The sequence below is a fragment of the Desulfovibrio inopinatus DSM 10711 genome, from assembly GCF_000429305.1.
Classification (GTDB): domain Bacteria; phylum Desulfobacterota; class Desulfovibrionia; order Desulfovibrionales; family Desulfovibrionaceae; genus Alteridesulfovibrio; species Alteridesulfovibrio inopinatus.
This window is the reverse complement of sequence record NZ_KE386878.1, coordinates 132,499-145,626: the sequence shown is the minus strand read 5'-3', so window position 1 is coordinate 145,626 and position 13,128 is coordinate 132,499. Positions and strand designations below refer to the sequence as shown.

Below are 13,128 nucleotides of genomic sequence, written 5' to 3'. Positions count from 1 at the left end.
TGCTATGGGCGGAGTGCGAACGATACATAACGTCATACTATCACGTCGCCGCGTGTGCACGGACTCCTCGTTATGATTCTCCGGACACTTTCCACCGCAGTGGCAGTCCTTCTCTTCACCACAAGTACTGTGCTGTTATGCCTACTGGCGTTATTACTTTTTTCTCCACAAAAAGCAGGACGCCTTGCAACCGAAATTTGCACATTAGCCGGTGCCGATGTGCGAATGGAATCCTTGGCTCTTTTAGCGAACAATCCGGGCGTGGTCATTGACGGTGTGCATATCCGATCGGCCAACTCGTTTGCCTTAAATGCCCACAGTATCCATGTGCACCTGATACAATCGGAATCACATTCCATTCTTCCCGATATCAACATTACTCTTTTTTCACCGCAAGTGCGGCTCTCTCCAGGAGCCCCGCATCAAACGGCACCGGCCGCTCTCCCTATTCCGCGTTTCATCTTGTCCGCCATTCACTCTGTTCAATTCGACAACGCCGGTCTCGACTTGCGTACTCCTGCCGCCTTTATCACGGCCGAAAAATGTACCGGCCAGATTCGTACTCGTCCGGGTGACGAGATGGACACCAACGGCATGTCATGGGATGTCACAGCAACTGGTCGTCTCCACACCAGAAGCGCAAACGAGATCGAACTCGTTCTTCCGGTCTCTTTGGAAAGTCTCCTGACCGTTACGCCCGAGACAGGACAGTTTCATGTTCTTCAGCTCTCGGTGCAAAGCCACAACGCAATCCTTTCGACGCCATCAGGCCGTGTCCCTTTGAAGCTCAATGCGAAACTCCAGCCCTCGGAAGACAGCTCAGGGCAATTTGAACTGCATGCAGTGGCACAGGCTCCCACCATGTTTCTCAAGTCCTCCCCACACGCGCAACATCTCATAGACCCGATATTTCCATTAGAAATACATGTAATCGCGAATGCGCAGCCCAACCCAAATTGGACAGTACAGCTAACTGGAACGACGCCCCACCAGACTTTTATGTTGCATGGTGATGGGGTGGTCTCTCCTGACTTGCATTTCACCGCCGACGCCAACGCAACAATTCAGGCGCCCTTCCCTCAGGCATTGCTCGAATTGTTTTTTCCTCCATCGCTTACCGCCTCTTCAACAGGGCAAATTGGGGTTCATCTCCATGCCGAATATGACCAATCCCTTCAGACGTCTACAACAGTACACTTTGATCGTATGCAGACCGTATTGCAACACCATGCACAAACTCATAATGTATATGGAGCACATTCCTCGTTGACCGGTGCTCTCCATATCAAAATGCAAGCCGATTCTATGACGCTGCTTGAAGGTGATGTCACCGTTGACGGTAACCTCGAATCAAAGCAGGACAAGACCAACGCCCATCACACCACGTCATTCCATATCGAACGTGATGAGGATACCGGAAACCTGACAGCCGCAGGACATACGCAATTCAATATATCTCACCCCTATATCGCTCTCACATCAGGAGAACTTGAATTCTCCGTATCCAAAGATGCACAACAAGAATGGGGAGCCAATCTCAAGATACGTGTGCCCAACTGGAAAATAAAATCAGAATCCGACTCAATTGCGATGCCTGCCATAACACTCCGCAGTCACGCCCATCTGGATAATGCCAATATTCTATCATTGGACGAGCTCCGCGTGGAAAGTCCCAACATGCTTTCTAGTTATGGCAACGTACGTATTCCCCTCTTCGATCCCTTGTCGGGAAATGGAAAAATGCACGTTTCGCTTCCGCTTCGCGGATTCCCTCACATCGTGGGGGCCGCCTTGGGTGAAGAAGGTCTCAGGCGTGCACAAACACAGGGAGAACTTGTCGGACAAATCGAATTGACGAAACAAAACGGGCGTCCCGCGGCGCTTGCGTCACTCACAGGCAAAGACCTTGCGATCAGTACACAAGACGGGCGTCTCATGACGGCAGGATTGGGCTTGCAGATGAAAGGACGATTTTCACAAGAAAAACTGTCCGCAACGTTGACAATGCCGACCGGTGAAATGCTCTTCGACCAGTATTATATGAATCTGGAGCATTTTCCTCTTCATCTCGACATCCAGTATATGTTGAACAAACGATCAGGAAAAACTTCACTAGTTTTTGGGCAAGCCATGCGCACATCCTCAACGTGGTCGTTGAATGCGGCACACAACCTCCAGCATGCCGAGGTCACCCTTGAACACGCCAACATTGATCCCCTTTTTCGTTTGATTGTGCGTGATCCATTTGCCGATTCGACTCCTCTCTTGAAAAAAACCGACGTGGGTGGATATCTCACAGCTCGAGGTTCAATAACTCCGCGTAGGAACGGCTTCGTGACGTCAGGACAGCTCACCCTTCACAACGGTCTACTTCGCGTTCAGCAAGATGAAACAAACCAGGTGAATCTTCGACAAATCAATCTGGACTTGCCATTTGCCTATGCATTCGGAGAAACCGGGCCCATCGAGAAAATATCCTCTCCTCAGGCTGGACATTTCAACGCACAACTCGTTCCACCGCATGGAGGCCCCGAAAAACCGATTGACCTTCGCGTTATACTCCAACCCGAGTTACTGACGGTGCACCCTTCGCATGGCGATCATTTCGATGTCTCCTACTCCGGCTTTCACGGACAGGTTGGCCCTTTGTATGTTCAGCATCCTCTTTCCCGGAAGTTTAGTGCGCGCTCAAAGGCTGTACTGGACGTAAACCTTGACACCTTCTCCGTGGGAGATATTCGGCTTACGGGAATGCTACACGCCGACTTTCCCGAAATCATTCTCACTCCCGAACGGCTGCAACTCCATGGCGATGTCACTGGTACAGTCTTTGGAGGAAAACTCATGGTAAACAACCTTTTTGCTCTTCACCCATTGAGTCAAGACCGTGTCTTCGGCGCCGATGCTTCGATAACCGGCTTGAATCTCGCGGAGGTATCTCAGGCCACAGGCATCGGTCATGTCACCGGACGTTTGAATCTCGATCTCGACAATCTCACCATCGCGCATGAAGAACCGGTAACATTCATCCTCCGTGCCGAAAGTCCTGAAACAGCAACGGATTCCCGTTCCATCAGTCTCAAAGCTGTCAATGCCATCTCCATTCTGGGAACAGGGTCAGCAATTACCGACGCAGGTGCAAACATCTTTCTCGGTATCTTCAAAGAATTTTCGTATTCGCGTATAGGATTTCTGTGCGCCTTGAAAAATGATGTCTTCACCATCCGAGGGTTGATTCAGGATGACTCCGTGGAGTATCTCGTCAAGCGCGGGCTCACCGGCATCAACGTGGTCAATGGCAATCCCAACAATACGATTGGCTTTCATGACATGGCCGAACGCGTTGCTCGTGTCGTGTCTCCACCGCGCATCGAGCAATAAAAGCAGTCCTATTTTCACCCCATAACAAGGAACAAACACTATGCGACTTTTCATCCGGTTGTTTGTGACAGCCCTTGTGGCGACGCTTGTTGCCGCTTGTGTAACGGTCAATGTCTATTTTCCCGAAGCAAAGGTGGAAAAAGCGGCGGAACAAATCGTCAACGATGTCTACGGGCAAGACGGACAACAATCGAGCATGCTCAATATTTCGTCGTTCCTGCTTTGCATGTATGAATACCTTGGTCCATCATCGGCATGGGCTCAAAATCCGGCCACAGTCGAAAACGCGACCATCAGATCCATCAAAAATCGTCTGGCCAACCGGCATAGCCAACTGGTTCCTTTCTATCTCTCCGGTGCGGCCGGTTTGGATAACAAAGGATTCGTCGCCTTTCGTCAAAATGGAGCACGAACATTGTCCCTGGCGGACCAAGCAAAATTGCGCCGCCTTGTCGATGCTGACAATGCCGATCGCCGCCAACTCTACGCCGAGGTTGCCAAAGCCATGAACCTTCCCCCCAATCAGACGTCACAAGTTCAGCGTGTTTTCGCCGATGTCTGGCGCAGCAAAGCCTCTGCTGGCTGGTTTGTTCAATCAAACTCGGGAAGTTGGAGTCAGAAGTAGCATACCTCTCCGGAAAGACCGGATCACGGATACGTGAAGACGAGTGAAAACCGTCTCCCGCAGGCTCGCCGAACAGCCTTCAAGTGGGAAGAGGAACACTCGTTCTTCACGGTCAGATTTTTTTGCCCAACAGTTGCCCTTCAACACCACTGTCACGAGAGAGACTCATGATTATTTATCCCCAAATTGATCCTACAGCGATCAGCATTGGCCCTCTGCATGTTCGCTGGTATGGCCTTATGTATCTTATCGGATTTCTCGGCGCATGGATGCTCGGGAGATATCGTGCATCCAAACCCGAATCAGGTTGGACAGCTAACCAAGTCGATGACCTCATCACATATTGCGTCTTGGGTGTCGTGGTTGGAGGAAGATTTGGATACATCTTTTTTTATGACCTCCATGCATTTCTTCAAGATCCGCTTGTCCTCTTCAAAGTCTGGCAGGGAGGGATGTCGTTCCATGGCGGTGCCATCGGCGTTGCGATCGGTTTTTGGTTATTTGGCCGTAAAACCGGAAAAACATTTTTCACCGTCGCCGACTTCATTGTTCCTCTCGCTCCGCTCGGTCTTTTTGCAGGGCGCATAGGCAATTTTATCAATGCAGAACTCTGGGGAAAGCCTACCGATCTCCCATGGGGCGTTGTGTTTCCCGGACCGTTGGCTGGCGGTGTTCCTCGCCACCCTTCTCAACTCTACGAAGCATCCCTTGAAGGTCTGGTTCTGTTTACCGTCTTATGGCTCTATTCCAGTAAACCTCGTCCTCGGGGTGCTGCCTCCGGGTTGTTTCTTCTTTTATATGGATGTTTTCGTTTTTTGGTGGAATTTGTGCGGGAACCGGATGCGCACATCGGGTATATCGCATTTGGATGGCTGACGGAGGGACAAATTCTGTCCTTCCCCATGATCATTCTTGGAATTGTGGTTCTTGCCTGGTCAATCTCTGCCAATAAACAACGGACAACCAAGTCAGTCACACGATAGCTGGGAATGCGCGAAGCAATCTAATCTTCTTTATACAACGGTAACTTCACGTAATCTCCACAAATATCACCGGCTGTGGTTTCCGGCCAAATGGTTATATATGTTTTCCCCCGTGCAGCCTCGACTGGCACCACTGCCGGTCGAGGTGCATGGCGTTTACAAAACCCAAACTCCCCGCGTAAAACTTCTTCTGGAGGGCAGTAGCGAGAAGCGGGGTCAATGGGCCCTTGCCAAAATTTGCACGTCATGCACCGTTTTTTCATGGAGCTCATGGTTTATTTCCGGTGGTTCTACATTGGTTGTTTGTCAGTGCATCAAGGCCATCGACAGCAATGACATAAATCTGTGGCCACAACTTGCCGGTTACATACAAAAGACCATGATTCTGGTCGTACGCAATACCATTCAGTACAGCTTCAGCAGATCGTCTTCCCGGTTGCAGACCTTCCAAAAAAGACAGATCAATCCAAGCAACAACCTGACCATTTTGGGGTTCAATGACTGCAATATCATTCTTATGCCAAACATTCGCTAAAATGTATCCACAAAATGATTCGAGTTCATTAAGTTCCAGCACTGCCACATCACCATCGTGGACGTGTATACTCTTCATGAGCTGAAATGTGTTGGGGTCATAAAACGAAAGGGTGTCGCTGCCGTCGGAAACGACGACCATATCATCAAACACCGTGGCTCCCCACCCTTGCGTCGGCAAGGGCCACTCGCCTACAGGCTCCAAGTCCTTCAGTCGATATTCAAAAACAACACCTGCACGCCATGTCAGTTGAAACAAGCGATCACGATACAGAGTCAAGCCTTCTCCAAAAACATCCCGAGACAGGCGGTATTCTTTTTCTTTGTTTCCTGTGATCGGATCAATCTGGCGCACGCTTGACCGGCCATACCGCCCGGTCGATTCAAAAAGCTTTCCCTTATGGACAACCAATCCTTGGGTAAAAGCTGTTTTGTCGTGAGGTAACATCTGTATGACTTCTGCCGTATATCGCGGTGCGCCCCACGCCATGTTCCCGCAAACGACGAGGCTCAATAGCCCGCTCATCCCCCACACACATCCACAAAAGGCAATCTTTCGTAAGGTCGTCCACCAGGATTTCACGCTGAAATTCCTCATTTTTCCGATCAAGTGAGACAGTTATTTCGTAATAGTCTTGGCTAAATCCACGCCGTACTTCCGCATACGATTCAGAACGGTTCCTCGGCTGACACCAAGCAACCGCGCCGCCTCCGATTTATTCCCATGCGCTGCTTCCAGCGCACCGACGAGTGCTTCTCGTTCGTTGAGATCAGATGGAAATACGCGGGTCTCAGGTTGAGAACAATCCTGTGTATCTCCAAATTGAATCGGTAAATCTTCAACTGTGATGCGATCTCCTTCACATACCACAAATGCATATTCTAGAACGCTTCGCAATTCACGGATATTTCCCGGCCATGTCCATTGCGTAAATCGACGCATGGCCGCAGAATCAATGCCGTGAATGGGCTTTCCCGTTTTTATCTGAAGTTGCTTGACGAAATGATCGACGAGGAGCGGCAAATCTTCCAGGCGATCTTGAAGCCGTGGCAAGGCAATAGGAATGACGTTGATACGATAATAAAGATCCTCACGGTAGGTGCCTTCTTCCACGAGCTTGGCAAGATTTTTGTTCGTCGCAGCGATAATGCGCACATCAGCCGCGATAGGCTGGTTATCCCCCACGCGTTCAATGTATTTCGTTTCGAGGACGCGAAGAAGTTTCACTTGAATCGAAAGGGGAACATCCCCAATTTCATCAAGAAACAAGTCTCCCTTATGAGCAGCTTCAAACCGGCCTATGCGGTGACGATGTGCGCCTGTGAACGCTCCTTTCATGTGCCCAAAAAGCTCGCTCTCCAATAATGCCTCATTGAGCGCGGCGCAGTTGAGCTGAACATACGGGCCTGCTTGACGGCTTCCAAGTTCATGAATGGCTCGAGCAGCCAGTTCTTTCCCAGTCCCCGACTCTCCAAGAAGAAGAATCGGTGCATCACTCTTCGAAGCTTTATCCAAAAGGGTAAACACACGGAGCATAACTTCGCTTTGACCGACCATGCCGTGAAAACTTCCTTCGTGTCCAAGCCGCCGCGATAAATCTTCAATCTGACGTTCTCGTTCGTCGAGGTCGGAAACATCGAACAAAGTTTCGACCGCGCCAACAATGGCTCCTTCTTCATCAAAAAGATGTGCTTGGTTCTTGAGGACAGGTAGAAAAGAACCGTCCTTACGTCGAATCGCGCAACGTTTCGGCATGGATCGCGATACCGTAAAAAGTTTACACCATGCCCCATCCAACGATCGCTCTTTTTCACAGACATCACACTCGAATATATGACATGTTGTCGAAAGGAGTTCTTCACGTGAATATCCGGTTAACGAGCACATTGCATCGTTGACGAGCAGTATCTTTCCGCTTGTACTCACAACAAACACGCCTTCAACCATCGCGTTGACAATGCGTTTCCAGTGTCGATCCAGGTCCACGAATCCTCCTCCATATATTTGTCTCATATTGTCCAAATATACAATTGTTTAAGCAGGTGTGCAATCACCTGCTCATTTGTGTACACGATATTGTTCGGTATTTCTCTCTATTCCCCATGTTTCAAAGGGGTTTTGTTAAATCCCTTCAAACGGCACGAAATCTGCTTATTCGGCGCAGAAGAAAGCTCATTCGGTTCGCCAACACTTTTTCCATCGAACCACAAGCCAGGAAATGAAATAACGAATATGACAACCCCATCTTCGCCTCTGCTTTCACGACGATCTTTTCTCAAGACTTTGGGCGTTTCTGCTGCCGTCACTGCCATGCCGAGCGTTGCGGCAGCTGCAACCGATAGCACTTCCAGCTCTCAAGAGCTGGCCACAGTGCTCGACCTGGAAAAATGCATTGCCTGTGGCGCATGCGTCGATGCCTGCCACGAAGCCAATGCGGCCAAGTTTCCCGAGCCCCAAAAGCCTTTTCCTACAATGTATCCGCCGCGTGTAAAAGTGTCGGACTGGTCAGATAAACGTGATGTCAATGACCGGCTGACACCGTATAACTGGCTCTTCATTCAGTCTGCTCAGGTGGAACATGAAGGCCAATCCTATGACATCAATGTCCCCCGCCGGTGTCTTCATTGCACGAACCCACCTTGTGCCAACCTATGCCCTTTTGGCGCAGCCAGGAAACAAGAAAACGGCGTCGTTCGTATTGAAACCGATTTGTGTCTTGGTGGAGCCAAATGTAAAACGGTCTGTCCTTGGGACATCCCCCAACGACAAACCGGGGTCGGGCTGTATCTGCGATTACTGCCTAGTTTTGCGGGCAACGGCGTCATGTACAAATGCGACCGGTGTTACGATCGCCTGACCAAAGGTGAAAAACCGGCCTGCATTGAGGTATGTCCACAAGAAGTCCAAACTATTGGACCGCGCGACGAAATGCTTGCCTTGGCTCAACGCATGGCCAAAGAAAAAAACGGATACCTGTATGGCGTTGAAGAAAACGGCGGGACCAATACATTCTACGTCTCTCCTGTGCCGTTTGAAAAACTCAACGCGGCAATTGACAAAGGGCCGGGAAAACCGAGTTTGTCTGTAGTTCCAAACTCCATGGAAAACGAAGAGAACATTGGCTATGCCGTTATGGTTGCTCCTGTCGCTGGTATGGTTGCCGGATTATGGAAAGTGAAAAGCTTCTTATCCAATCAAGGCGGGAAGGAGAATCATCATGACTAATACGGTGGTCAAGGCAGAGGCGCTGGTTTCCCCTGCAATGATTCGGGTGTGGAAATGGCTTGTTTTTGGTCTTGCACTGACCGGCTTTGCCCAAATGCCCATTTTCAAACGGTATTATATTGCCGACATTCCCGGAATGGGTTGGTTAGCCGATTTTTACCTGACGAATATCCTGCATTATATCCTCGCCGCGGTGTTTTTATACATCACTTTTAATCTCGTCACTCGGTATATCACCGTCTTGAAAACACAGTTCGCTGTGACGTCCGTCGGGATAGCGAAGTTTAGTCTCATCGGTCTTATCATTGTCACAGGAATTTTCCGAGTATTGAAAAATGAACCCAATATTTTCTTTAGCCCAACAACAACCTTGTTGATCGACTGGATTCACCTCTTTTCCGTTATTATATGGGGAGTACTGTCACTGACAACACTGCTCCTGAAAAAACGAAACTTCCGCGTCATCACTTCCTAATATATTTTCTTCGCCTCCCAACCTTCCAACCAAAGGGCCGGGCATCATACGATGTCCGGCCCTTTGGTTGGAAACACATGGCAGTACGTCCAAAAGAAACAGCGTGCTGCCCCATACATATCAAAAACGGCCGCCATGCTTTAGGCATGACGGCCGTGATATTTGTTACACAACGACTATTCCATTCAACATCTTGTCATCGTTGATTTATTTTTCAATCAATTGGGCTTGCGGAACGACATTTCGCCGTAAGGTTTTCTTCCAATCCGGGCCATCAGTGCGTTCAGCAAGATATTCCAACGAATGCATGACCGTATTTTTTCGCTTCATGTCAATCAAGCTTCGTTTAATACCGATCTTGCACGAGGGGCAACCGACGATCACAGGCCCCGACTCCGGAATCTTTGTGAAATCCTTTTCGAGTTGTTCCTGCTTTTTCTCACGAATCTTGTTGTAAATTTCCGGCGACGTCATCGCACCAAGTCCGGATTCTCCGCAGCACCCCGGAGACAGGAAGACGTTATCTCCCGTCAGATCGCTCAATGTCTGGCGATATGCTTCCGGAACTTTGGAGGAAGAAATACCGCTCCACTCACTATGACAGGACGCATGGTACAAGATGTCTTCCGCAGAAAAAGTGCTCGGTGCGTCAAGTTTCGTCATAAGATATTGCGTGACATCCTGATGAATAAGGTCAACGCCGGCATCACCCTTGAAGTCATAATGCGACAGACCTTCGCGGCAGGTTCCACACGACGTCAAAACATATTTGGGTCGCAGGCCCTTGTTTCCAGCCTTATGAAACAATTCAAGAAGATTTTCCAAATTACGCCGTTTATTCTTAGCATAGGCTTCTTCGCATCCGCTCACGAGCAACGGATAGCCACAACACAGATGCACATCGGGCATGATGACCGACGCACCGACTTTGAGCAACAAATGCAATGCAGCCATGCCAATGGATCGATAAAACAACCCGGCACCGCAACCAGGAAAATAAAAGACCGTTTCCGACAACAGTGCAGCATTCTCTGGAACAAAACACGACCCTTTGTCCAGATGCAGTGTCTCGGAAAGATTCTTGAATCCTACAAGCGGACCGGGACCATGTAACATGGGATTTTCAAAGCGGTTCCGCCACGCTGCCGGTATCAAACCAGTGATACGATTCTGGAAGGCTTGTCCCCATGCAGCCGCTTTCGCTGCTTTTGGAATGCGATTGGCTGGATCATCGGCCAGAAAATTCAAAACACGCATTTTTAGCGGATGGCCAGCGGCCCCTTTTTCATGCAAAAAGGCACGCATGTGCAGGGTTGCATCCGGCGTATTAATCTTGACCGGGCAGGCCGCCACACATTTTCCGCATCCTGTACAATGTTCTACCAACTCACGCAGCTTATCGAGCAAAAACGGGTCAGGTCGACCGTGCTGTAATTGGGAATAATACACGGCTTCGATGAGTGCCCCTAAACTGATATTTTTATTCCGGGGATGGAACATGAGGCCGCGTTCAGGGTTGTACATGGGACAAACCTGTTTGCACTTCCCACAACGCGTGCAGACTTGAATATTTGTCAACAGTGCAATGAGCCTGTCTTTTTCCGGCAATGCCGTTTTCTTCAAGTCGCGGATAAGACGGTTGAACGAAAAAGTATACGGCTCGAATGCAAGTTCACGTGTGACGAGCTTTCCCGGATTGAGCACATTATTCGGGTCAACCCTCTCCTTGTATTCCCGAAGAGCACGAATCTTGTCCTCGGCCAAAAATCCAATTTTCGTGATGCCAATGCCGTGTTCGCCCGAAATCGCACCACCAAGCTCCGTAACTTTTTCAAAAACTTTGTCTGCTGCTTCCAGAGCCTGACGCATCATTTCCGCGTCATTGGAATTGACCGGAATATTCACATGGCAGTTGCCATCTCCGGCGTGCATATGGTTGGCCACTTCGATTCGCGTTGCCAGCATGTTATCAAAAATTGCAGCAATAGGCTTGGCTTCTTTGGGATAACGGCTTTGCAGATCTTTAAAGAAAAAGGATGTCTGCACTTGCAGCTCGGTATCGCTTAAGTCTTTGGCGTTATGGGTTCCGCGTAAGATACCGGCCGCGAACTGCATTTCCATACTAACAAACTCGTCCGAAGGCGGAATACCGGCAAGTTGACTGACCTTCTGCAGGGCCAGACGATATGCTTTGGACGTATAATACAAATTGAGTTGTTCAAGAAAATCGGAAAACTCGGGAACAACACTCAAGGGAATAACGATATCTTCGTTAATCTTAAATCCGGATGTTCTCTTGGAAATAGCAGACAATTTATGCCGGTCTTCCCAAAACAGTTCCGACTCTTTTTCGTCATGGGCTACAAAGATATCGACCTGCTCATACGGAGTGGCGATATCCACAATTTCACCGACGGCTTTGTCCAGTGCTTCTTCGTCATTGGAATCCAGTTGCAACAGCAGAACGGAGATTGGATCCCCTTCGTACTGGCCGGACTTCTTTTGGTAATCAATGGCAGTGACATATTTGGGGCCAAATTCTTCCAAGGCCGATATTTTAACCAAATCGCCTTGTGTCCGAATTGTATCGCGAAGGCCGACAACGTCGCGAATAACAAGCATGGCTTTATGCATGCTTCGACCATAGAATTCCAAGCAAAGCGTCCGCGAGTACGCAAGTTTTTCATACAGCGTAAAGCATGCTTCGCAGACAATTCCATCCACGCCTTCTTTTTGGACAATAGGTAGACCGCCAAGAAATTTGTTGGTAACGTCTTTGCCCAATGCTTTTCCGCGAATTTCATCGCCACTCAACCGAATTTCATCGATAATCTCATCCGACTCATTGCGAACATCAAAAATCGCCGTTTCATCAGGCATGATTTTGTGGCGAGGATGGTCGCGACGTGCCACGGAAACAAGCGACCCATCCGGACGTACGACTTTGTAGCTTTCGATATTGTCCAAAGTGGTCCCATATTCAAACGCAAAGGGACCACCCGCATTTTCCGAAATATTCCCACCGAGCGACGATGCCGCCTTGGATGCCGGGTCCACCGTCAACAAAAGATTTTTCTCAGCGGCGGCATTGATGGCATTCAAGGTGAGAACACCAGCCTGCGCGCATAATAATTTTTGCTCTTCGTCGATATCCAAAATCTTTTTTAAACGAGAGAGACTCAACACCACGGCACGACCATCTCCAGGAATGGCCCCACCGGTCAAACCGGATCCGCCACCGCGGGGAATGACGGCAAAATGCATTTCATTGGCCAACCGCAGTATCGCTTGAATCTGATCAATAGAATTCGGGGTAAGCACGGCCATGGGAAGTGCCATACGAAGATCGGTGGCATCGGTGGCGCACTCAACACGATGATTCGCACTGGTGAGAATATTCTTTTCAGGAAGATGCTCGCGAAGCCGTTCAATAACACTCGTAATGAAAGCCCGGTCTTCTTCGTACTGCTTCCAAAACAATGCCACGCTTTGCCGCAGAATCTTCATATAGTCAGACGACGTCACATTGCTCGCTTTCTGCAACCGTTTATTGGCACTGGCACGAACGTCTTCAGCATCAATAAAGGGATTGTAAATCACGAGAAAAAGTTCGGCAGCCAGACGTTTCGTGAGTTCAGCTACGTCTTCAGGGAAGGCATCGACTTCTTGCAGCGAAATCCCGAGAACTCTCGGGATCAGACGTTCCAAAGGAAGAGAAATATGAGGTTTTTTTTCTGGCATGGCATTTTGCCTTTTCGCTTAAGAGGTGTGGAGGAGAAGAAATAAGGACCGAAGCGGCGAAGGACAAGATATCAAGAAGATCGGCAACACGAGCCGGTCCACCATGAATCTTGGAGGCAAGCAGATGAATAGTTATTCAGACAGAGCGTGCGCATAGTGCTTC

General features: G+C 49.3%; 9 protein-coding genes. 5 read left to right on the top strand and 4 right to left on the bottom strand.

Annotated elements, in window-relative coordinates:
• Positions 1 to 72 precede the first annotated feature (72 nt).
• The 3 genes from G451_RS0121135 (at position 73) to lgt (ending at position 4,989) form a co-directional block, all read left to right on the top strand.
• On the top strand, positions 73 to 3,381 hold the full coding sequence (locus tag G451_RS0121135; protein ID WP_027185797.1) for a hypothetical protein: 3,309 nt from the start codon (positions 73 to 75) through the stop codon (positions 3,379 to 3,381).
• Between the two features lie 40 nt (positions 3,382 to 3,421).
• Entirely contained in the window at positions 3,422 to 4,006 is a 585-nt protein-coding gene (locus tag G451_RS0121130; protein ID WP_027185796.1) for a DUF1318 domain-containing protein, read from the top strand.
• 167 nt (positions 4,007 to 4,173) lie between these two features.
• Positions 4,174 to 4,989, top strand: a complete 816-nt coding sequence (lgt, locus tag G451_RS0121125) for a prolipoprotein diacylglyceryl transferase (RefSeq protein WP_027185795.1) — start codon at positions 4,174 to 4,176, stop codon at positions 4,987 to 4,989.
• A gap of 20 nt (positions 4,990 to 5,009) precedes the next feature.
• Here lgt and G451_RS0121120 read toward each other — a convergent pair whose 3' ends face one another.
• Genes G451_RS0121120 through G451_RS0121110 form a run of 3 tightly spaced genes read right to left on the bottom strand, consistent with a single transcriptional unit; the run spans position 5,010 to position 7,510 of the window.
• A complete protein-coding gene (locus G451_RS0121120; RefSeq protein ID WP_245587856.1) occupies positions 5,010 to 5,261 on the bottom strand; it encodes a hypothetical protein in 252 nt (83 codons plus the stop codon).
• Entirely contained in the window at positions 5,258 to 6,106 is an 849-nt protein-coding gene (locus G451_RS30910; RefSeq protein WP_245587855.1) for a glutaminyl-peptide cyclotransferase, read from the bottom strand. The genes G451_RS0121120 and G451_RS30910 overlap by 4 nt, the downstream gene beginning before the upstream one ends.
• A 36-nt stretch (positions 6,107 to 6,142) precedes the next feature.
• Positions 6,143 to 7,510, bottom strand: coding sequence for a sigma-54 interaction domain-containing protein (locus tag G451_RS0121110; protein WP_027185793.1), 1,368 nt, complete (start codon positions 7,508 to 7,510; stop codon positions 6,143 to 6,145).
• A gap of 246 nt (positions 7,511 to 7,756) precedes the next feature.
• Here G451_RS0121110 and G451_RS0121105 point away from each other — a divergent pair, with 246 nt between their 5' ends.
• A complete protein-coding gene (locus G451_RS0121105; RefSeq protein ID WP_027185792.1) occupies positions 7,757 to 8,749 on the top strand; it encodes a 4Fe-4S dicluster domain-containing protein in 993 nt (330 codons plus the stop codon).
• Complete coding sequence (locus G451_RS30905) at positions 8,742 to 9,224, top strand: hypothetical protein (RefSeq protein ID WP_245587854.1); 483 nt, start codon at positions 8,742 to 8,744, stop codon at positions 9,222 to 9,224. Before G451_RS0121105 ends, G451_RS30905 begins: the two co-directional genes overlap by 8 nt.
• Positions 9,225 to 9,431: 207 nt before the next feature.
• Here G451_RS30905 and G451_RS0121095 read toward each other — a convergent pair whose 3' ends face one another.
• Positions 9,432 to 12,965: an FAD-binding and (Fe-S)-binding domain-containing protein gene (locus G451_RS0121095; protein ID WP_027185791.1), complete on the bottom strand. Its 3,534-nt coding sequence runs from the start codon at positions 12,963 to 12,965 to the stop codon at positions 9,432 to 9,434.
• Between the last annotated feature and the right edge of the window lie 163 nt (positions 12,966 to 13,128).

What these genes read in the sequence shown, in the direction of transcription:
- G451_RS0121135 (WP_027185797.1), top strand. Translation starts at nt 73, where the DNA reads ATGATTCTCCGGACACTTTCCACCGCAGTGGCAGTCCTTCTCTTCACC.
- G451_RS0121130 (WP_027185796.1), top strand. Translation starts at nt 3,422, where the DNA reads ATGCGACTTTTCATCCGGTTGTTTGTGACAGCCCTTGTGGCGACGCTT.
- lgt (WP_027185795.1), top strand. Translation starts at nt 4,174, where the DNA reads ATGATTATTTATCCCCAAATTGATCCTACAGCGATCAGCATTGGCCCT.
- G451_RS0121120 (WP_245587856.1), bottom strand. Translation starts at nt 5,261, where the DNA reads ATGAGCTCCATGAAAAAACGGTGCATGACGTGCAAATTTTGGCAAGGG.
- G451_RS0121105 (WP_027185792.1), top strand. Translation starts at nt 7,757, where the DNA reads ATGACAACCCCATCTTCGCCTCTGCTTTCACGACGATCTTTTCTCAAG.
- G451_RS30905 (WP_245587854.1), top strand. Translation starts at nt 8,742, where the DNA reads ATGACTAATACGGTGGTCAAGGCAGAGGCGCTGGTTTCCCCTGCAATG.
- G451_RS0121095 (WP_027185791.1), bottom strand. Translation starts at nt 12,965, where the DNA reads ATGCCAGAAAAAAAACCTCATATTTCTCTTCCTTTGGAACGTCTGATC.